17 protein-coding genes are annotated in these 20,965 nt (G+C 55.2%); 10 read left to right on the top strand and 7 right to left on the bottom strand.

The features are described 5' to 3' along the window. Positions 1-48: 48 nt before the first annotated feature. Both A4E19_15765 and A4E19_15760 read right to left on the bottom strand, forming a co-directional pair. The gene (locus A4E19_15765) at positions 49-1,716 is read right to left on the bottom strand and encodes a hypothetical protein (protein OQW35914.1); all 1,668 of its coding nucleotides are present in this window, start codon (positions 1,714-1,716) and stop codon (positions 49-51) included. Beyond that, entirely contained in the window at positions 1,694-2,374 is a 681-nt protein-coding gene (locus tag A4E19_15760; GenBank protein ID OQW35913.1) for a hypothetical protein, read from the bottom strand. The genes A4E19_15765 and A4E19_15760 overlap by 23 nt, the downstream gene beginning before the upstream one ends. A 178-nt stretch (positions 2,375-2,552) precedes the next feature. On the opposite strand from A4E19_15760, the gene A4E19_15755 reads away from it, so the two are divergent. The 6 genes from A4E19_15755 (at position 2,553) to A4E19_15730 (ending at position 8,670) form a co-directional block, all read left to right on the top strand. Beyond that, on the top strand, positions 2,553-3,239 hold the full coding sequence (locus A4E19_15755; GenBank protein ID OQW35912.1) for a dTMP kinase: 687 nt from the start codon (positions 2,553-2,555) through the stop codon (positions 3,237-3,239). Positions 3,240-3,241: 2 nt separating this feature from the next. Continuing rightward, on the top strand, positions 3,242-4,270 hold the full coding sequence (locus A4E19_15750) for a hypothetical protein (GenBank protein OQW35911.1): 1,029 nt from the start codon (positions 3,242-3,244) through the stop codon (positions 4,268-4,270). A gap of 36 nt (positions 4,271-4,306) precedes the next feature. Next, the gene (locus A4E19_15745; protein OQW35910.1) at positions 4,307-6,271 is read left to right on the top strand and encodes a methionine--tRNA ligase; all 1,965 of its coding nucleotides are present in this window, start codon (positions 4,307-4,309) and stop codon (positions 6,269-6,271) included. Further along, positions 6,268-7,122: a hypothetical protein gene (locus A4E19_15740; GenBank protein ID OQW35909.1), complete on the top strand. Its 855-nt coding sequence runs from the start codon at positions 6,268-6,270 to the stop codon at positions 7,120-7,122. Before A4E19_15745 ends, A4E19_15740 begins: the two co-directional genes overlap by 4 nt. 71 nt (positions 7,123-7,193) lie before the next feature. Beyond that, positions 7,194-8,132, top strand: a complete 939-nt coding sequence (locus A4E19_15735) for a hypothetical protein (GenBank protein OQW35908.1) — start codon at positions 7,194-7,196, stop codon at positions 8,130-8,132. A gap of 244 nt (positions 8,133-8,376) precedes the next feature. Beyond that, positions 8,377-8,670: a hypothetical protein gene (locus tag A4E19_15730; protein ID OQW35907.1), complete on the top strand. Its 294-nt coding sequence runs from the start codon at positions 8,377-8,379 to the stop codon at positions 8,668-8,670. A gap of 39 nt (positions 8,671-8,709) precedes the next feature. Here A4E19_15730 and A4E19_15725 read toward each other — a convergent pair whose 3' ends face one another. Next, entirely contained in the window at positions 8,710-8,991 is a 282-nt protein-coding gene (locus A4E19_15725; GenBank protein OQW35906.1) for a hypothetical protein, read from the bottom strand. A gap of 37 nt (positions 8,992-9,028) precedes the next feature. On the opposite strand from A4E19_15725, the gene A4E19_15720 reads away from it, so the two are divergent. Then, entirely contained in the window at positions 9,029-10,456 is a 1,428-nt protein-coding gene (locus A4E19_15720; GenBank protein ID OQW35905.1) for a hypothetical protein, read from the top strand. A gap of 199 nt (positions 10,457-10,655) precedes the next feature. On the opposite strand, the gene A4E19_15715 is transcribed toward A4E19_15720, so the two are convergent. Further along, complete coding sequence (locus A4E19_15715; protein ID OQW35904.1) at positions 10,656-12,008, bottom strand: hypothetical protein; 1,353 nt, start codon at positions 12,006-12,008, stop codon at positions 10,656-10,658. Between the two features lie 22 nt (positions 12,009-12,030). Next, positions 12,031-12,255 carry a hypothetical protein gene (locus A4E19_15710; protein ID OQW35903.1) on the bottom strand — a complete coding sequence of 75 codons (225 nt, stop codon included), beginning with the start codon at positions 12,253-12,255 and terminating at the stop codon, positions 12,031-12,033. 216 nt (positions 12,256-12,471) lie between these two features. On the opposite strand from A4E19_15710, the gene A4E19_15705 reads away from it, so the two are divergent. Beyond that, a complete protein-coding gene (locus A4E19_15705; GenBank protein OQW35902.1) occupies positions 12,472-14,226 on the top strand; it encodes a hypothetical protein in 1,755 nt (584 codons plus the stop codon). Next, on the top strand, positions 14,223-16,457 hold the full coding sequence (locus tag A4E19_15700; GenBank protein OQW35901.1) for a hypothetical protein: 2,235 nt from the start codon (positions 14,223-14,225) through the stop codon (positions 16,455-16,457). Before A4E19_15705 ends, A4E19_15700 begins: the two co-directional genes overlap by 4 nt. Positions 16,458-16,523: 66 nt before the next feature. Here A4E19_15700 and A4E19_15695 read toward each other — a convergent pair whose 3' ends face one another. Beyond that, positions 16,524-17,864 (bottom strand): hypothetical protein, encoded by a 1,341-nt coding sequence (locus A4E19_15695; protein OQW35900.1) that lies wholly within the window; start codon positions 17,862-17,864, stop codon positions 16,524-16,526. A gap of 166 nt (positions 17,865-18,030) precedes the next feature. Here A4E19_15695 and A4E19_15690 point away from each other — a divergent pair, with 166 nt between their 5' ends. Further along, a complete protein-coding gene (locus A4E19_15690; GenBank protein ID OQW35899.1) occupies positions 18,031-20,241 on the top strand; it encodes a 1,4-alpha-glucan branching enzyme in 2,211 nt (736 codons plus the stop codon). A 93-nt stretch (positions 20,242-20,334) separates the two neighbouring features. On the opposite strand, the gene A4E19_15685 is transcribed toward A4E19_15690, so the two are convergent. Continuing rightward, complete coding sequence (locus A4E19_15685; GenBank protein ID OQW35898.1) at positions 20,335-20,913, bottom strand: hypothetical protein; 579 nt, start codon at positions 20,911-20,913, stop codon at positions 20,335-20,337. Positions 20,914-20,965 lie beyond the last annotated feature (52 nt).

Here is a 20,965-nt window from a genome sequence, read left to right as displayed (position 1 = left end):
TGCTCCAGATCTAACGAGACTGACCGGTGGACGACGTACCCACCGTCATCAGCGTTTCGATGACTTCGCGCGCCGCCTCTTCTTACCGCTCGGACCTTTTTTGACTCTCTGGCCTTCCGGCTTATCGGAAGCCTTCGCTGAGTTTTCGCTCGCCATACCGGCGGTCAGCAACATCCGACGTTTAGCCGCCCACCCGACTCGATTGATCTGCGGCACACGGGCAATCGCCAATGAATCGGCCGGCACATCTTGCGTGACGGTCGTGCCGGCCGCAATGATTGCCCCCTGTCCAATGGTGATCGGCGCGATGATTTGAGTATCGCTCCCCACCGACGCATGATCTTCGATCACTGTTTGGTGTTTGTTGACTCCATCATAATTGACCGTGATTGTTCCGGCTCCTATGTTGACGCCCTTCCCGATTCGCGCGTCGCCGAGATACGTCAGGTGATTTGCTTTTGATCCTTCGCCAAGCTCGGCCTTTTTCATCTCGACGAAGTTTCCGACCTTCGCCTTCCGCCGCATGATCGCCCCCGGTCTCAAATGCGCGAATGGCCCCACATGCGCTTCGTCCTCAACGTGCGATCCGCGCAGCACACAATGATCGAGAATCTCGACATTGTTTCCGATTACGCAATCGGTGATGCGGACTCCGGAACGGATCGTCGTCCCTTCACCGACGGTTGTAGTGCCTTCGAGGGACACGTGTGGGTAGAGCACCGTATCTCTCCCGATGGTGACTCCGGCATCAATCCACGCAGAGCCAGGATCCCGCATTGTCACTCCGGCTTCAAGCCAGCGTTCGCGGATCTGCTGACGGACGACCTGCTCTGCCGCCGCCAGCTGTTGTCTGGTATTGACTCCCAACCCTTCTTCGGGGTCTTGGAGGGTCATAGCCGCAACGCGCCGGCCTTGCGCGACTGCCATCCGGACAATATCGGTCAGGTAATATTCATTCTGTGCGTTGTGTGGTTCCAGCTTATCGAGAGCGTCAAAGAGAAATTCTCCGGATACGACGTAGGTACCCACATTGATTTCCTTCGTCGCCCGCTCCGCCGAAGTGGCATCCCGATCTTCAACGATCTTCAGCACGTCGGACAGATTCATATCACCTTGATGACCGCCGGACTGCCGTCGGATGACTCGGCCATAGCCTCTCGGATCATTCAACATGGCCGTCAGAATCGTCACTGTAGCTCCCTGGGATTGATGGAGTCGCAAAAGCTCACGCGCCGTCGCATCTTTCAGCAACGGGGTGTCACCGTTCAGAATAAGAAAGCTCGTGGGATGTTCCCCGTCGCCCCGATAAAACGCGGGACGGCTTTGCATCACGGCATGGCCAGTCCCAAGTTGCTCAACTTGGTCGACAATGCTCACCGACCCGGCATCCGACCTGCCTGCGATGCCTGCTTCAATGACATGCCGAACCCGGTCCGCTTGATGGCCCACCACAACCGCCGTGCGATGGCCTGCCACCCGCAAGGCCAGATCAACTGCGTAGAGCACCATCGGTCGTCCCGCGACATGATGGAGCACCTTGACATGATTGGACTTCATTCGTTTGCCCAATCCGGCCGCCATCACAACCACGCCTAAGCCGGGAATACGCGAAGCCATCGTCTGTTGCTCCACCGACTGTTTCATCGAGATCTCCCACCATGAGAGGATCGCCATTGAGTATCGGACATGGTGTTTATCCGATCGGCACGCCGGCATCCGGCTGTTTGACCTGGCTCCATTTCGCCTCTCCGCTCAGGGCCGAAGCCACGGCACCAGACGGCGTATAGAGACCGCCTGACACAATGAGTTTCATCGCTTCCTCAATGCTGATATCGACAGCGGTCACTTCCCGTTCCGGCACGAGCAGAAAATAGCCCGATGTCGGATTGGGCGAGGTGGGCACATAGACATGAATCAGCGTCTCTTGACCCAATGCGCTGGTCTCCGCCTTCGTCATGCCGGTCACGAAAGCGAAACAATAATGGCCGTTCTTCGGGAATTGGATCAAGACGACGCGTCGATACGAGCCGCGCTCCGAAAAAGACAGAATATCCATCATGGACTTCAAGGTGGAATAAATCCCCCGGACCAGTGGCAGCCGGTTAAGCCAATCTTCCCAATGCCCCACAATCTGGCGCCCGATGAAGTTCGCTGCGAACAACCCCACGAAAAAGATGAGGAGGACCAGCGTGACGATCCCTAGCCCAGGGATATAGTGATCCGGTACTAACTCTGCTACGGCGTCGCCTAAGATGCCGTCGACCGCGACAAAGAGGGTCTTGAGAATAAGAATAGTGCCCCAGATAGGAGTGACGAGCAGAAGTCCTGTCAGAAAATACCGTCTTAACGCGGTCTTGACCATGATCACCGACACCCATTGAACAGGAGAACATTGAGTGGGTTCATCTTACAGAGTTCCGGACTGACCCCGCAAGCGTTTTCTTGTAAATTTCAATGACTTATGGACTGAAGTCGGACGAAATTCCCGTAAGGTACTGGTCTTGCTATTCACCGCGACCTGACATAGGATCTGCCTCCGAATTCCGATTGAAATGAAATCCTCAAGGGGCAGACCAGCCAGACGATCGACGGGCATCTTCATCACGCTGGAAGGCGGTGAAGGAAGCGGGAAAACGACGCACGCGCGCCAGCTGTGTGAATGGTTGACCGCGCAGGGCTTGGAGGTGTTGCATACCAGAGAACCGGGAGGCACATTGCTCGCTGAACGGTTACGGAGTATCCTGCTCGACCCATCGGCGGAAACTCTCGCCCCGGAAACGGAAGCCTACCTCATTTTTGCATCACGACGCCAGCATGTGGATCATGTCATCGAGCCTGCGCTCGCACAAGGCAAGACGGTCGTCTGTGATCGGTTCTCAGATTCGACGATGGCCTATCAAGGGTATGGGAGAGGATTGGATCTGCGGGTGTTGCACACGATGAACGACTGGGCGACCGGGAAGTTGTCTCCTCAGCTCACCTTGCTCTTCGACGTTCCTGTCGCTGTTGGACTCCGGAGGCGCCGTAGCGGCGCCGCCGCCCAGAATCGGCTCGATCGAGAAGCCGAACAGTTCCACCGGAAAGTCCGGACGGGATTTCAGATCTTGGCACGACGAGAGCCTCGCCGCATCAGAGTGATCGACGCGGCACAATCCCTGGAGTCTGTCACACAAACGGTCGAAAAGCTGGTCTTGAACTGGCTCACGACCTATCGCTCACGGACCTCGACAGGTCGATAGCCATGCCTTTTGCCGATATCACAGGCCATGCGCAACCCATCTCCATCCTGCAAGCCGCCTTGTGCCATGGACGTCTGGCCCATGCCTATCTGTTCTACGGCGAAGCCAGGATCGGAAAGTTGATGACCGCCGTGAGACTGGCTCAGGCCCTCAGTTGCGAGAGACCCTCGCAGACAGAAGCTCAGGATAGTTGTGGTTGTTGCCGATCCTGCCTCCAGATCGCCGCTCGGACGCACCCGGACTATTTCGTCATCGAACCTGATTCCAAAGCCGCCACGCCGCAAATCAAGATCGAGCAGGTGAGGGAAATCGAACAGCAGTTCGTCTATCGGCCGCTCGTCGGGGAGCGGAAGATTTGCCTGATTGACGACGCGGATCGCCTGACGATCGGGGCAGCCAACGCGCTGCTCAAGACCTTGGAAGAACCTCCGGGTCATAGTCTCTTTGTCCTTGTCACCAGCCGGCCACACGCATTGCCGATCACGATTCGATCACGTTGCCAAGCACTCCGTTTCACGACGCCAGCCCGCACGCAAGTTGAAGCGGCCGTGATACTCAAGCGGGAGCTGCCTCCGGCCGATGCCCGTTTTCTGACTGTCTTCGCCGATAGCCGTATCGGGGAATCGCTCACGATGAACGTGGCGGATGTTCGCGCACGACAACACGAATGCCTGGCGTTGGTGAGGCCGGAAGGCTTGACGTCGATTACGACCATGCTCTTGGCAGCGGAAAGCTTGGCCAAGACCGACCGCGGCGAAGAAACGCTCGCGTGGCTTGCGCGATGGATCCGTGATCTCATCATCGTCATGGTGGAGGGAGATCGGGATCAAATCCTTCATCTCGACCAACTTCCCGACCTGCAACGATACGCCCAACGAGCGGACATCGACAGGCTCCTCATCCTGTTGAACGACATCGAACGAACCGAACAGCAAGCGACGCGGCACTTGAACGTGCAGATGGCGCTGGAAACGACGTTCCTTCACTTGAGAGAAGCACTCGGGCTTGTCTCACCCGAAGCCGCAACCTAGCCAAACACGCCGCCGACCTGATATCTTGCCCTTGCGATGGCTGACGAGACGACGTTCTACATCACCACTCCCATTTATTACGTCAACGACGTTCCGCATATCGGCCATGCCTATACGACCGTCGCGGCGGACGTCCTTTCGCGCTACTGGCGGCTGCGCGGACGCGACGTGTTGTTTCTCACCGGCCTCGACGAACATGGTCAGAAAGTGCAACAGGCGGCTGCCAAAGCCGGTATCGATCCCCAAGTCCACTGCGACAAGCTGGCCCCACAGTTTGAAAAGCTCTGGCAACGACTGAATATCTCGAACGACGCCTTTATCAGAACCACTGACGATGAACACCAATCAGTGGTTCAGCGGTGCTTGCAACAGCTCTACGACAAGAAGCTGATCTACAAGGATTCGTACACAGGCTGGTACTGTACGTTCGATGAACGCTTCTGGACCGAGAAAGACGTCGAGTCCGGACTCTGCCCGGACTGTAAGCGTCCTGTCGAGAAGCTCAGCGAGCATAATTACTTCTTCAAGATGGGGCAGTATCAGGACCGCTTGATCGAGCACATCAAGGCACATCCGAACTTTATTCGCCCTGAGTCGCGGCGCAACGAAGTCCTCGGTTTTCTCCAAAACCAGAAACTGGGCGACCTCTCGATCTCCAGGCCGATATCCCGACTCTCGTGGGGCATCGAACTCCCTTTCGATAAAGATTACGTGACCTATGTCTGGTTCGATGCGTTGGTGAATTACATCTCCGCCTTGGAATATCTCCCTCGAGGCAACCCAAGAGGCAACCGATTCTGGCCCGCGAACGTGCATCTCGTCGGCAAAGATATCCTGACGACGCATGCCGTCTACTGGTCCACGATGCTGATGGCATTGGGTCTCCCATTGCCGGAAACAATCTTTGCCCACGGCTGGTGGACCGTGGAGGGCGAGAAGATGTCAAAAAGCCGCGGCAACGTCGTCGATCCCAACAAAATGATCGATGAATTCGGTGCCGACGCGTTTCGCTATTTCTTATTGCGCGAAGTGCCATTCGGGCAAGATGGAGACTTTTCCCGAGCCGCCATGATTACCCGCGTGAACAGTGACCTAGCAAACGGCATCGGAAATCTTGTGAGCCGTACCATCACAATGGTCAATAAATTCACAGAAGGAAAGATTCCAGAACGTGGTGAAATATCATATGAAGAGACTGAGCACTTAATTAAAGTAGAAATCGAAGGCAGAGCCCAAAAAATCATGCATCAGCACTTGCGTTTTAATGACGATTTAGCAGGGCTATGGTGGATTATTCAGCTATGTGATCTCCTCATTGACAAGTCCCAACCATGGCAACTGGTCAGAAGAGATGATTGCAAAGTGCGGCTCTCCAATGTCCTTAACACATTGGCCAGATCTATATACGCTCTCTCGATTTATCTGTATCCCTATATGCCAAAGGCTGCCACCGAAATCCAGAAGCAACTGGGCATATCACCAGATTGGTCGATTCCTCTGGATGAAAAGTCAATTTGGGATGACCGAGTTTCTGGAAGAACAGTAAAAATAGGAAATCCTCTGTTCCCACGCATCGAATCAAAACCAGGAGTACGACCAGTGACCGAATCATCTGTTTCTCCACAACCAACCGCTGCCACGCCGACTCCTCCGGCCGCTCCGGAACCTCCGGCGGCACCGCAAATCAGCATCGACGAGTTCATGAAGGTTCAGCTCAAGACGGCAAAGATTCTGTCCGCCGAGCGCGTGCCAAAATCGGAGAAGTTGATCAAGTTGCAAGTCTCCCTCGGCACGGAACAGCGTCAGATCGTGGCGGGCATCGGCAAGAAGTACGAGCCGGACACCTTGATCGGCAAAACCATCGTGATCGTGACCAATCTCAAGCCGGCCAAGCTCATGGGGGTTGAATCGCAAGGCATGGTGCTGGCGGCGGGTGACGCCGAGGTGCGCGGACTGCTCACCATTTTGGAAGAAGTAGATCCCGGCACCAAGGTGAAATGACGCTGGCTTTCCTTGTCCCGCTTGGCCTGATTTTATCGCTCAGCTTGCTCCCTTGCATAACAACTCCGGCCCAAGGCCAGACACTTCCTACGTCACCCCTCAACGGGCCCCGGCCGACGACGGTGCTCGTGCGGGTCGTCGCGCATGGAGCCATGGTGTTGGGCCGCGAAGTCGGTGGCGCGCGCGTGACGATCACCGACGTCGCAAGCGGGCAGATTCTGGCGACCGGTCTCCAGCAGGGAGAATCCGGCGATCAGAACCAAATCATGCGCACACCGCACACGATGGAGGAACCGATCTACAGCTCTCGCCCCTCCGCCGTGTTCACCATAACCTTGTCACTGCAGAGACCGACGTTGGTGGAAATCTCCGCCGAAGGGCCGCTTGCTCATCCCCGTGCATTACAGAGAACACGTCAAACCTTGTTGTTGATCCCGGGACACGATCTGACCAACGACGGCATCGTCCTGCATCTCTACGGCTATCTGGTGCAAATCGAACGCCCGAAGCCCCGTGATGCCTTGATCGCCAGAGACGATGTCACCCTCCGCGCTTCCGTAAGGACATTGTCCGGTTCATTGGTCCGCCCCCATGGAGATTGGGATTCGCGGAAGATCCGTATTTACGGAGAAGTGTTGATCGGCGACCGCGTCGTCGAACGGCTGCAAATGTTTTATGATGAAGGGAGCCGCACCTTCGAAGCCCCGTTCTTTGTGCCGCCATCGAAGGACGTTCCCGACGGCATCACGCTCCGCGTCATTGCGACGGACCTGTCGACCGGCAACTCTGGAATGGATGAAGCCAACTATCCAGTGTTACGCGAGCGCGCGCCGCCCAAATCGGGTCGATAGCTGCACAGTTCATCAAGACAAACGTCCGGCAAGACTTGCCGCGTGACGTCCCCCGTGCGAAACTGTCATGCATGACGGCCCTGGCGTCATATACCCATCTCCGATCCCGACTTCGCCTGGCGCTGGCGCTCAACGCCGTGATCATCGCGGCTGAGTTTGTCGGCGGTTGGCTGCTCAACAGCATCGGACTGATGAGCGACGCAGGCCACAACCTCGTGGATCAGGGTTCCCTCTTCCTGGCCCTCTATGCTCATCTCCTTACCGCCCGCCCCGCTTCGGAAAGCCGGACGTTCGGTTATCACCGCGCCGGCATCATCGCCGCGTTTCTGAACAGTTTCATTCTTCTGTTAACCGCCCTTGGCATCGCTGTCGTCAGTTTGAAGCGACTACTACAACCGGTCCCCGTCGATGGTGGATGGGTGATGGCGATCGCCGCCATCAGTTTCCTGGCCAATCTCGGGATCGCCCTCTTGCTTCAGCACGGCGCAAAAGACGATCTGAATATTCGCAGTGCGTTCTGGCACATGTTGGGAGACGCGTGGGTGTCGCTCGGCGTCATCGTCAGCGGTGGGGCCATTCTCCTGACGGGATGGACCGTCCTGGATCCGCTCGTAAGCTTACTGATCGTCGGAGTCATTCTCCGAGGAGCCTGGCCGATCTTTAAAGAATCGATGGATGTTCTGTTGGAGTCAACCCCGCCAGGCATTAGCGCGTCTCAAGTAGCCGCTACCATGGAGGCCATTCCCGGCGTCAAGAACGTACATGATCTGCACATCTGGGCCGTGGAACCCCGCCTCGTCATGCTGACGAGCCATGTCATGATCGAACGCCATCGCCCTCCGCTGGAACTCCTGCAGTTGATCCAAAACCGAATCACAACCGACTTCGGCATCAAACACATGACCATCCAGCTCGAAACCGAGTGCTGCGATCCCGACGATATCCACTGCGACCTTCGGAAACTGACGGAGCAGCACCACGAAGCACCCTCCTTCGCGCATCATCACTGATGGCTCCCGTGTGTCGCTTGTCCCACCTCATCAGCTTCCACGAAGCGATCACGTTCCTTGACACACCTATCACTGGCGCGCACAATTTCCTTAGTCGTTCAGGGTAGAGGTAAGACCATATACTTTCACAGTGACCCCACAGTGTATCTGGTCGTTATTCCAACTGGATGGCCAACGAACAGATGAGAGAATAAGTTAGGTTGAGGGCAAATGGCTGAACTATTCCTCTTGGACTCAAGCTCATATGAAAAGAACCGTGGCTCTCCCGAAATTAGAAATCAGAATTCACATGTCGCATCTCACCCGCCAGAGATTCCCTGTACCCTTCGATCGTGACCAGGTGGCTCAAGACTGGATCCGGCGAGGCTATTCCTGTGATCTGTTCACCGATCCGCTAGGACGGGAGTGGAATGACTTCGTCCATGTCGCGAACGAACTGGTGACGGTTATGGATGGCAGGCTTACGCACGGCGGAGAAGAGCTCATCGCGAAGCTGGGCGACGAAGTGTTTATTCCAAAAGGAGTTTCCATTCCGTGAAGAATGTTTCTTCTGCCGCAACAGGCTGACTGGATGGATTTAATTAGGTGTAAGAAGGGTTGCGAAGTACTTTTGCCCATCCTGAACTTGCCATAAAGTCGGCGTCGGCTTTCCTCTCATTTTGACCTCACAAACAGTCATGTGTTTCTGGTATCCTAGCTTCGTTTCTTCACCACTAGTCTCACGTTCCACAATTTGAGACTGTTTGAGGCCAGACATCTCACGATCACTGATTATCGAAGGGGTAAAGCAGATGGTTCCCAAATCGGCAAGCAATCCTCTCGTAGCCTTTTCCTTATTGCTGTCTTTGACGAGCTGCATCGCACTCAGTAACCCTGTCGTTCATCCACCAACGCCTTTGCTGCTACCGGCGACACCGAACCCACTCTCTCCGGCCCCGGAATCCAGTATCAGCGTTCCCGTCTATGTCGATCTGTCACCGTTTCTTACTGCCGCCAACGATGAGGTGCCGAAGAAATTCGATCATTGGGGGAGCTTCATCAAACATCCCAAAGGCGCCGAATACAAATACTATGCAGAGCGAGATGATTTTACCATGGCACCGACCGGCGTTCACCGAGTCAACGACACAAATTCGGGCGTCATGCTTCGTGACTGGTGGAAAGGAGTGGAACTTCCCGGCTCTCAACTATTTGTCGTCACCGGCCTTCGATATAAAATCGGAGCCCATTCGCTTCACTGCGGCGACGGCAATGAATGGCCACGAAGGGCCACGCTGCATGGGAATATCGCGACTGAGCTGACTCCGACTTATGGTCTGACCGCATCAGTCGCCAGCGTGGCGGTGAACACTATTGATCCCTGCAAAATCACCATCGCCGATACCGACGTGACCCAGGAACTCACACATCGGCTCGCAGACATCGCTCGAGCAGGACTTGGCCGCGCTGTCGATCGCATCAACGCGCTGACGGTCAAAGCTCATGTGGAAGATGCCTGGAATACACTGCGCAGCCCTATCCCGTTAGAACCGGATGCCTGGCTCCAGTTCAATACCGACAAAGTTCGACATAGTGGCTTCTCAGGGGTCGGCCCCATTGTCGAAGACACCATCCAGGTCACCGCGAAACCGATTATCGTCTTCGGGCAGGAACCACCCGCTGCAGTTGCGGCCCTTCCTCCACTCGACACTCCACCAACTTCTACGGGATTCCACGGTGCCGCCGATGCTCGGCTCTATGGCACACTCCCCACAACACTTGCAAACCGATTAACCCCTACTAAATTCCACGTCGTCACGGACATCCCGATGGACTATGCCTCGCTGTCCAAGACCCTTGCGAACCGGCTCACGGGGAAAACCGTCGCTAAGAAAGGGTATTTCCTTCTCATTACAAATGCCGCGATCTTTGGCAATGGCGGCAACCAAGTGGTGATGCGAATTGATTTCTCCGGAGACGCGATCGGCCACGTGTATTTTGTCGGAAAACCCGAAATGAACTCACTCACACAGACGGTTTCGTTCGGCGGCCTCCGCTATGACTTCGCGACGGAAGCGCTCCTACAGAAAACGGTCGATTGGCTTGACCTCTCGACATTTCGAGATCTGATCGCCAGCGAATCCATTCTCGGAGTGACTGCAGCAACCGACCGGGTGCGAGGCCTTCTGGCCACCACACTGAATCGAGCACTCAGTCCATCCGTCTCGATGCACGGCACCGTGGAGTCGGTCCAGGGCATCGGCGTGTTCGCCGATACCAAAGCACTGCACATCCGCACGATGAGTGATGGAACGCTTGGTCTGACCGTTGCAGGTAAACCTTGAATCACTTCTCTGCAGCGCTCGCATCCACTGGATAAGGAGCTGGAAGGTCTGCAATAGAACGCCGGCCTCTGCACATCCACGCAACAACTACAGTCCTGCCGGATCGAGACCGAAACGAGTGAGGAAATCCGGCAAGCTGTCGAACTACGCACGACCAATCACGCGCTTTCGGAAATTGTCTACTGGAAAGCGGAAGTAATCAAAAATTGACCCGGATATTGATCGACCCAACATGATACGTGGTGTTGTACGTTCCGTTCACGACACCGGGGATGGCGATGGGGTGCTGACTCCCCGTGACGGTTCGTGGTTCATAGAATATGGCTTGATAGGCTAGATCCAGTCCGATTGCTTTCGGTAAGAACAATGGACCATTGGTCGTCCCGCACGGGATCACGCCCAGAAAACGGCCCGGCCCTTTACAGAGCAAACCCAGTCCTCCTGAGACGGCATGCTGATCCGCATCCGGAATGGTGGGCGTGAACGATTGATCCGGAATTGGCGTCTGGGAATGCCAGTAGCCCCCTCGTAAGGCGACTTCCCAGTTCGGCAGCAGCGCCGGGTTGAGCCACTTATACTCGGTACCGACCATGATCGTATAGACGCTGCGCCAGTTCTGCGGAAATGGGATGGTGGTTCCTGTAGAGAGGCGCACATCGAGACTTCGCACTGATCTCCATCCGGTATAGTCGACATCCAATTCAATCTTCCATTCGCGTGCGTTATCCCGGATGGGCCATACGGCGATGCCTGCCGTAAATATTTGGGGAAGCACCAGCGTGGTCGATGCATCGGCCACACGAATGCCATTGGCAAGAAGCTGACCATCCAAATGGAGTGTCGCTTGAGTGCGGTAGACCAAGCCCACATTGACCACCGGGTGTCCAGTGGCATTCCGCAACGGAGTCAACAAGGCACTCACATTAAACCCGGCAGCTGTATCACTGCCCGTGATCTCCATCGGAGTTCCGGGCGGAGGCAAGCCCGGTCCACCAGATGAAAGAAAGCTCGTCGAAACCTCTCCGGAACGCAAAAATGGCGCGAAGGTATAGATGTCCGCACCGAGACCGAGCGACACGTAGTCATTCACCTTATAGGCCAGCGTCGGCTTAATGTCGATCAGGGGCAATGACTGGCGTAACGCCGCGGTGGCGAACGGTGCGTCATTGGAATACCCGTAGAGAAGGCCAAACGGAGAAATGACGCCAAGCCCGGCCGAAAAATTTTCCAATAGGGCTACTCCGGTTCTCCCCAGATGGGCCGTAATATAAAAGTTGCTCGGGGGCGGAAAGGCCACACTACCATCGAAATCTCCACGTGCCGTTGCTCCGGCGGAGCTGGTGTAGCTGGTAGCTCCACCGATCAGCAGGGTCCCGGCACTGGTTTGTATACCACTCAGTTGCGTCATGCCGGCCGGGTTGAAGTAGACGGCGGACGGATCGTCGGCCTGCGCCGCAAAGGCGCCACCTTGAGCGGTAGCGGAAGCGCTATGATCAAAAATCCTGAACGCACCGGCAGATACCATGCTTGGGTTGGCACTGATCAGGAACATATTCGCAATCAGAAGGACGCTCCTATAGTCTATCCAATCTGCGAAACGAGCAGGTGCCCATGTTGTCCGACATGCCGCTGGTGCGTTCATCAGCCCACTCTCCTTTCGACGTCGTCTGAACCGTAATCTCTCTGAGGCTCAGTTCCGTTTTTTCAGTCAGGCATATCAATGAACCGCCGAACAGGCGAGTGAATTCACAAAATCCATCAGACCCGACGTAGGGCCGATCGGCCCTCTGGTTTTGCATAGGCACCCTAATGTATTAATCATGTACGTATTCCTTACAATTGACACTCTCGGGCACTGCCTACTCTAATGCGTTCAATCTTGCTCCAAGCCGAGAAGAGAAGAGGTTCTGAATATAGGTTTGAGTGATGCGACCTTTGCCACGTCGCGAACACGAGGATAATCAACGACCGCGCTCGTCTTTGGCCGAGCTCAAATTGAACAGGAGAAATATGTGATGGAGGCGCTCACAACAAACAGGCTTGCCGTAAGTGTGCCCGTTATTGTGGATTTTCAAGGAACATTGACCCGAGGCGTGACACAGGAACTGGATCTGCAGTCTGTTTCATTTTGGAGCGATTGCGACTCCATAGTAGGCACAACCGTTTACGGACTGTTCTACTTCAGCCGCAATGTCGCGTACCTGCCATTGACCGGTCGAGTTACGGCCGTGGAAAAAGAAATCGACAGTTCAACTTCCCAGTTTCGTATTGATGTGAGCTTCTTACCGCTGCAGACGATGGAGCGGCGGGTGCTTGGCTCGGCCCTGCAGGAATTAGAAACCTATCTGCGAGCCCTCGAGGCATCTGAAGGTTCCACTCGCCAGGCAGTCCGTGAAACACTGATCACTAAAAACCCTCGCTCGATCCTCTCTTTTTTCATTACCGATAACCCCTATCAGCTCTCCTATCGCTTACCGACCGGTTTTGGTCAACAAATTTCCAGCTTAGGCAACGTCGACATTCAAGGCCTTCCTGCACAATTCACGCAGAACATGAACGCCGACCTCAACGCTTCATCATGCAAGAAAGACACAAGCGGGTTCTCTATAAGAATGCTCTGGCAGAGCTTAGGCCTGCTTGTACAAGTCCTTCGCGATTTAGTTATCAGATTTTTTCCGGGCCCTCTCGCTCGTCTCTTCGTCACACCCATTACATTCGCGTTCATCGGCCATCCCCGCACACTGAGCGATGTCCCACGGAAGTTCCCGTTCGCCCGTTTCCTGCCTTCGCACGTGGTGGAACGGTGGTTCCGATACCAATGGCCGTTTGTCGCTTCCTATATCACCGGTCTTAAATTGGCAGATGGCACACCAACGACTGGCGCCATGTTGATTTCTCCGCTGACCACGGAACAGATGATTCGCGACCCTCGGCTTGCTCGGCTACGCGTGCTGCAGACCGTTCAACTTGCAGAAAAAATGGGGGCGTCAATCGCCGGGTTAGGGGCGTTCACCTCAATCGTGACGCGTGACGGACAGGAGCTAGAGAAAAAGGTTCGCCTTGGACTCACGACAGGAAATCCTCATTCGGCTGCGATCGCCGTCCAAAATGTTCTCCACGCTGCGGCCCTGACTAATCTCAGTCTACCGCATGCCACGGCGGCCATCATCGGGGGAGCCGGTTCGGTTGGTTCTGCCTGCGCAAAATTACTCGCCCGTCTCGTCGAAAAACTTCTTATTATCGACATAAAGAAGGATGCACTCCATAATTTAGTGGCAGAATTAGCGAATGCGCGCGCAGCCGTGGAAGGGATGACCAACCTCGATCGGGTACGCGAGGCAGACATCGTCATCGCCGCAACGAACAATCCAAATATTCTCGTGACCGCAAGCCATTTGAAGCCCGGTGCGATCGTGATCGACGCAGCCCAACCAAAGAACGTGTCTGAGGAGATCCCGCATCTGCGACCCGATGTCGTCGTCATCGAATCCGCCGTGGTGCAAACGCCCGACGTCAGTGTGCATTTCGACCTCGATCTTGCTGAAGGGGAAGCACTGGGCTGCCTTTCCGAGACCATGATCTTGACCGCCATCGGATGGGAAGGCCACTACTCGCTCGGTAAAGCCGATCCGTCGCATGCGTCACACATCATTGCTGCCGGCCGTAGGCTCGGTTTCCGCCTCGCTCGTTTTCGAAACTCGAGGGGTTACATTACCGACGCCCAGTTGCTTCACATTGCACAGAGCCGAGTCCCACAAGACGCCCTATGACCAGCGATCCCGCTTACGTACTTAATCACCATGCCATCCCCATGTTCCTCATGGGGATGGTCACCCTCGGACTTGGGATCCTGGTCTATCGAGCCAATGGACAGTCTCTCGCACATCGACACTTCCTGGTGCTTTGCACCAGCATCACCTTATGGCTCGTCGCAACAGGCCTTGGTCTGTGTGCGACCACGCAGAACCTAGCGTTGATCTGGTTTAAGATTGACAATGTCGGTGTCATGTACATATCGGTCTCGTTCTACGCATTTTCCGCGGAATTCCTGAAGCTTCATCGCGCTCGTTCGATTTGGGTCGGTTATGGATTCGCAACCCTCTTGGCCATCGCCGTCCTCTTTCATCAAGATTTCGTGACAGGCGTATATACCTACTGGTGGGGATACTTCCCGAAGTGGGGACCAGCCAGTGTGCCATTTTTTATCCTGTTTTTATCCTACATGGCGGTGGCATTTTCTGACTATGTTCGTACCTATGGGGCGACAGCCTCACCCATCAAGCGTCAGCAGGTGAAGTTCGTCTTGGTCGCGTTCGTGATCGCCTACCTCGGCTCTGTCGATTTTCTTCCGACATTCGGGTATGAGCTCTATCCTTTCGGATATGTTCCGATTTTTTTCCTGACCGTTGTCGTCACAGTCGCTATTTTACGCTATCAGCTCCTCGATGCTGCGCTGTTCGTCTCAACGAGTGCCACCTACCTCCCGCTCATTCCTTTTACGTTCGCCCTGATATTTGTCGCAGATATGCTGCATGACCTCGCTCCCACCATCCTGGCCAGCTCTCTCATCGTGGCAACCGTAATTTTTACTGTCTTATATGTCACCATCCAGCCACGCCTTCAATCTGCCCTCAACAAAGCTCTTTTCCCCAGCCGATACGATGCCTACAACACCTTGACGCGTTTCAACCACGCAATCGTGACGAATCTAAACCTTGCCAACTTGCAGACCGAGATCGTCCGCACACTGCAAACCGTCATGAAGATCGAGAAAATCTCGCTCTTTCTCCTTGAGAAGGAACAAGGATATTACATTTTGAAGTCATCACACGGGATTGACGAAGCCCAAGCCGATGCCATCCGACCGGCGAGTCATGAATCGTTCGCTGGCTTCCTGCTCGAGCGCAACCAACCGATCGTCAAGGAAGAGCTTGAAGATGGGTTTTTAGAACGAGATCCCACACGTAGGATGACCCTGATCGAGACTTTCACAAAGATGGACTCTGAAGTGTGTCTTCCCCTCGTCAACAAAGCTCGGCTCATAGGCTTTGTAAACCTCGGACACAAGCCTTCTTTGGCATTCTATTCTCAGGACGAGCTCGATCTCCTTCGTTCGTTGGCAAACAGCGCTGCCATCGCGCTCGATAATGCCATGCTCTATGAAGACTGGAAGCGTTCACAGCTTCTCGTCCGACGGGCGGATCGACTTCGCTCCTTAGAAACCATCGCGGGTGGATTCGCCCATGAAATACGAAATCCGCTCACATCCATCAAGACGTTTATTCAGCTGGCGCCGTCTCGACGGGACGACCTTGAATTCATGGACTCATTCAGTTCGGTCGTTGCCGACGATGTCGCTCGAATCGAGCGACTTATCGAGGAAATCCTCGACTACGCGCGTTATATGAAGCCAAAATTTTCGTTGGAATCTTTGAACGAGATCGTCAGCTCGTGCCTGCACTTCCTAGAAGTCAAAGCCGGCAATTTGAGCGTGTCGATCGAGAGACGCTTGGCGGAAGAGCTCCCTCGTACCATGGTTGACCGCCAGCAAATCAAACAGGTACTCATGAACCTCATTTTGAACGCCATCGATGCCATGAAAGCCAGCGGAGGGCGACTGACCGTCACAACGCGTCCGCTTACGCGTCTCGATGGCACCCGCTGGATACAGCTCGATATGACTGATACCGGCAGTGGGATCTCTCCCGAAAACCTTCCACACATATTCGACCCATTCTTTACGACGAAACACGAGAGTACGGAGCATGAAGGGACCGGGCTCGGCCTGTCCATCGTCCATCAGATCGTTCAAGAGCATTCCGGGACGATCGAAGCACAGAGCACGGTCGGCCAGGGAACAACGTTCACGCTCACGCTTCCAGAGAAATCGGAGAAAGATTGCGTGCAGACTTCTTCCGACCAGACGTGGCAGGGAAAACTTCTCCCTTTTCCCAGCCTCCCTCCTGTCCTTCAACGCCGCACTGGAACATACGGTCATTAGAAGAGGCCGAGGAATGACGTTTCTCTTAACCCACCAGCTCGTTCCTCGGCACGGCGAATCAACCGCTCACCGCAGGAACACCAGCCACAGATAGATCGCGCTCAGTGCCACCGATCCGATCATCACGGGTAGGCCATACTTGAAGAATTGCCAAAAGGTGATCCGGTAGCCCGCCTTCCGAGCGATATCCACGATCACGACGTTGGCACTGGCACCGATGATGGTCCCGTTGCCTCCCAAGCAGGCCCCCAACGCCAAGGCCCACCAGAGCGGAATAATATCCGGTTGATGGACCAGCGTCGCATAATCGGCGATTTCCGGATGCAGGGATCGGGCAAGATCGACGATCAACGGATTCATCGCCGCGACATAGGGAATATTGTCGACCGCGGCGGAAAGCATGGCCGATCCCCACAGCACCGCCATCGTGGATCCGGTGAGATTGCCCCTCGTCACCGCAACCAGCTGATCAGCCAGATACCGAATGACTCCCACCTTGACGAGTCCCCCCACCAGAATAAACAGTCCGATGAAAAAGAAGATGGTCTTCCATTCCACTTCAGCCAGATAGGTCAACTCCTCCGTATCGTCGGATTTTCGTCTGGCATGCCCGATCACCATAAATAGGCTCGCCCCCAGTAACGCGATCGTCGCCGGCTCGAGATGGACCAGCGAGTGCAGGCAGAATCCCACATTGATGACCGCCAGCAGAAAGAGACACCGCCGTAGGAACGCCTTATCCGGCACTGCCTCACGTGAGCTCAGCGCAAGCACGGCCTCCCGGAGATGGGGTGCGACCGTCATCGTTCGCCCAAAGATCAGCCACAATACCGTTAAGAATATCGTCATGATCACGATGACGATCGGCCCCAGGACAAAGATGAAATCGAGATAGCTGAGCTCGGCTTTGCTCGCGATCATGATGTTGGGAGGATCCCCGACAAGTGTGGCGGTCCCACCGATATTGGAGGCCAGGGCTTCGGTCATTAAAAAGGCGACAGGGTTCAACTCCAACCGCTTGGTGATGGCAAGCGTGACCGGAGCCATGAGGAGGACGGTGGTAACATTGTCGAGCATGGCTGAGAATACGGCCGTCAAGATGGCCAACAACACCAGGAGGCGGAAGGGCTTGGCATTGGCCCGCTGTGCCGCCCAAATGGCCAAGACCTCAAACAGCCCGGTCTCCCGTACGATGTTGATGATCACCATCATGCCGATCAGCAAGAAGACGACGTTGTAGTCCACTCCGAACTCATGGGAATAAAATGCCTCCTCTTGCGACACGACGCCGAGGCTGATCATCAGTGCCGCTCCGCACAAGGCCACAATGGTCTTGTGGAGCCGCTCGGTCATGATGAGCACATAGCACAAGCCGAAAATGAGGAGCGCCAGAGTCAGAGACGACATGTATGTCCTCATTACGAAACGAAAGGGATTAACCGACGAGCCACCGCATTATCCGGGGCCGCTCTCGACAATGCAATCGGAGTCGTCCTTCTGATATGTCCCCCAGCGCCGTCACGGAGAATATTTTGTCCTTCCTAATCAACGTCGTAGCCAGTAGGATAATGTGATGCCCCTTGAGCCGACCCTTCAACAAGATGACCTCGATCGCCTCATTGCGGGAACCCACTGGGCCCCTCATTCGATTCTAGGCCCGCATGCCTCGATGATCGACAGCCGCCCGTTCCTCTCGGTCCGTGCTTGGCTTCCCCACATCAAGGATGTAGAGGTTGTCTTCGACTCCAGCCTGTGGCCCATGTCGCGTCTTCATGAGGAAGGGCTGTATGAAGCCCTTCTTCCGGAGATCACACAGGCGCCGTCCTACAAGCTTCGCGTCACATACCAGGACGGGACCGTTGCGGATATTCATGATCCCTATGCCTTTCCCCCGCTGTTGAAGGATTTTGATCTGCACCTCTTCGCCGAAGGAACTCTCTATAAAGCCTACGAGACTTTCGGCGCCCATATCCGGACCGTTTCCGGCGTCTCCGGAGTGCATTTCGTGGTGTGGGCTCCCAACGCCTCACGTGTCAGCGTGATCGGCGACTTTAACGGTTGGAACGGTCTCCGCCATCCCCTGACGAGTCGAGGCTCGACCGGGCTCTGGGAACTGTTCATTCCCGACCTGCCGGAAGGCACGCTCTACAAATATGAGATTCGGTCCCGAGAACATGGCGATGTGCTCAGAAAGGCCGATCCCTACGCCTTCGCAAGCGAGCTCCGCCCACGAACGGCGTCGATCGTGCGTGACGTGTCCGCCTACACCTGGCATGACGAGACGTGGATGGCCGCTCGAGCAGCATGGGATCCGCTGACCGCCCCCCTCTCCATCTATGAAGTCCATCTTGGATCATGGATGCGGGTGCCGGAAGAGAACAATCGTTGGCTGACCTATGAAGAGCTGGCGGAAACGCTGATCCCTTACGCAAAAGATCTGGGATACACGCACTTGGAACTGCTGCCGGTGACGGAACATCCCTTCGACGGATCCTGGGGCTATCAAGCGACCGGCTATTTTTCCGCCACCAGCCGGTATGGAGATCCTTGTGGATTCATGGCATTCATCGATGCGGCTCATCAAGCCGGGCTCGGTGTCATCATGGACTGGGCCCCGGCGCATTTCCCGGACGATCCCCATGGATTGGCGTTGTTCGACGGCACACACCTCTATGACCATGCCGATCCGCGACGCGGCTATCATCCCGATTGGCACAGCCGAATTTTCAATTACGATCGAGTCGAAGTGCGCACCTTTCTCTTGAACAGCGCACTCTTCTGGTTGGACAAATACCACATCGACGGATTGCGCGTGGACGCCGTGGCGTCCATGCTCTATCTCGACTACGGCCGAAAAGCCGGTGAATGGATTCCGAATGAATTTGGCGGGAAGGAAAACCTGGGAGCCGTCTCACTGTTGAAAGAGCTCAACGTCCTCATCCATCGAGAATTTCCGGGAGCCGTCACGATCGCGGAAGAATCCACGGCCTGGCCGGGTGTGTCTCGACCGACCTATGCAGGAGGACTCGGTTTTACGTTCAAGTGGAACATGGGGTGGATGCACGACATGCTGGCCTTTTTCCAGTACGACCCTCTTTACCGTCGATTCCATCAAAACCAAATTACCTTCGGACTCCTTTATGCCTTCAGCGAGAATTTTATCCTTGCCCTTTCTCATGACGAGGTAGTCCACGGCAAGCGAACCTTATTGGATAAAATGCCCGGCGATGTATGGCAGCGATTTGCCAACCTCCGGCTGCTCTACGGCTATATGTACGGCCATCCCGGCAAGAAAATGCTCTTCATGGGCGGAGAGTTCGGCCAATGGCGGGAATGGGATCATGACACCAGCTTGGACTGGCATCTCTGCGAGGGAGAGCCGCATCGGGGATTACAACGCCTGATCGGTGACTTGAACCGGCTCTATCGTCAAGAACCGGCACTACACGAGGTCGACTTCGATTGGAGCGGATTCCAGTGGATCGACTTCAGCGATACGGACAATTCGGTCATCGCCTACATTCGTAAGGCTAAAAGCACGAATGAAGCGATCCTCTGCGCATGTAACTTCACACCAGTACCCCGTTACGGTTACCGCATCGGCGTCCCGGAAGCAGGCTGGTATCGGGAACTGATCAACACTGACGGGATCGCGTACGGCGGCAGCAACATCGGAAATGGAGGCGGTATGCATGCTGCCGAAACCCCGAGCCACGGCTTCCCTTACTCCCTGGCGATCACCCTCCCACCTCTTTCGGTCCTTATGCTGAAGCGACAAGCATAGGACGGAACCTCCAAGACAAAAGCACCACTCTCCCGCTCATGGCGGAGGGAGATTCCGGAAGAGAAGAGATTCCAGTGCGGCAGTAATTGAACATTAGCTATGCCAATACCGGAACGGACCGGAATCCAAATGCACATAGCTCGAACGTTTGTAAAAGCCGACGCCGCCGTACCGCAGTTCGAGCGCGGCTTGGCGGAGTTTTGTCGTAGGAACACCGGGAATGAGAAGATCGATGGCTTGCCCTTGCATATGCAAGCTGTTTTTGGCGACATGTCGATCGGTCCGAACCAACATGGCATTGTACTCGGGAGACCGAAAACCGGAAATTACATGAACCTCTTCCTGGATGCCGAGTTTATTCTGTACGAGATTCACGTGCTCCAACACTCGAACGTCGATCGCCCCGACTTCATCCGTGTAATGGCACCGCAGGAGGTAATTCACATCGTCGAGCGCCGCAAGGTCATAGTTTCCGTCTTCGTCGCGGTAGGTGACGTCCAGCCGCTCATTGGTCCAGACATTCACCAACGCCAGTCTGCCTTCCGGAAGCTCACGAGCCTGCGCGGGCTGAGGACCGACCAGCCGTCCGCTCAGCAAGAGAGTCCCTATCAAAGAAACCTGAAGAAACGCTCGTCTACTCCAGGCCCACTTGGACTGATCCGTCGTATTCACTGAAACAACTCCTCAATTAAATAGATGGTAATCATTGGAACAAACGTTTCGC

The organism is Nitrospira sp. SG-bin1 (assembly GCA_002083365.1).
In the GTDB taxonomy this organism is placed as follows: Bacteria; Nitrospirota; Nitrospiria; order Nitrospirales; family Nitrospiraceae; genus Nitrospira_D.
Note: the sequence above shows the minus strand (reverse complement) of the source record. Positions and strands in the feature narration are given on the sequence as shown.

Excerpts from the sequence above, each read along its gene's own strand:
- A4E19_15765 (OQW35914.1), bottom strand. The coding sequence starts at position 1,716 with ATGCCGGCGTGCCGATCGGATAAACACCATGTCCGATACTCAATGGCG.
- A4E19_15755 (OQW35912.1), top strand. The coding sequence starts at position 2,553 with ATGAAATCCTCAAGGGGCAGACCAGCCAGACGATCGACGGGCATCTTC.
- A4E19_15750 (OQW35911.1), top strand. The coding sequence starts at position 3,242 with ATGCCTTTTGCCGATATCACAGGCCATGCGCAACCCATCTCCATCCTG.
- A4E19_15745 (OQW35910.1), top strand. The coding sequence starts at position 4,307 with ATGGCTGACGAGACGACGTTCTACATCACCACTCCCATTTATTACGTC.
- A4E19_15740 (OQW35909.1), top strand. The coding sequence starts at position 6,268 with ATGACGCTGGCTTTCCTTGTCCCGCTTGGCCTGATTTTATCGCTCAGC.
- A4E19_15735 (OQW35908.1), top strand. The coding sequence starts at position 7,194 with ATGACGGCCCTGGCGTCATATACCCATCTCCGATCCCGACTTCGCCTG.
- A4E19_15730 (OQW35907.1), top strand. The coding sequence starts at position 8,377 with ATGAAAAGAACCGTGGCTCTCCCGAAATTAGAAATCAGAATTCACATG.
- A4E19_15725 (OQW35906.1), bottom strand. The coding sequence starts at position 8,991 with ATGCAGCTCGTCAAAGACAGCAATAAGGAAAAGGCTACGAGAGGATTG.
- A4E19_15715 (OQW35904.1), bottom strand. The coding sequence starts at position 12,008 with ATGTTCCTGATCAGTGCCAACCCAAGCATGGTATCTGCCGGTGCGTTC.
- A4E19_15710 (OQW35903.1), bottom strand. The coding sequence starts at position 12,255 with ATGCAAAACCAGAGGGCCGATCGGCCCTACGTCGGGTCTGATGGATTT.
- A4E19_15705 (OQW35902.1), top strand. The coding sequence starts at position 12,472 with ATGGAGGCGCTCACAACAAACAGGCTTGCCGTAAGTGTGCCCGTTATT.
- A4E19_15700 (OQW35901.1), top strand. The coding sequence starts at position 14,223 with ATGACCAGCGATCCCGCTTACGTACTTAATCACCATGCCATCCCCATG.
- A4E19_15695 (OQW35900.1), bottom strand. The coding sequence starts at position 17,864 with ATGTCGTCTCTGACTCTGGCGCTCCTCATTTTCGGCTTGTGCTATGTG.
- A4E19_15690 (OQW35899.1), top strand. The coding sequence starts at position 18,031 with ATGCCCCTTGAGCCGACCCTTCAACAAGATGACCTCGATCGCCTCATT.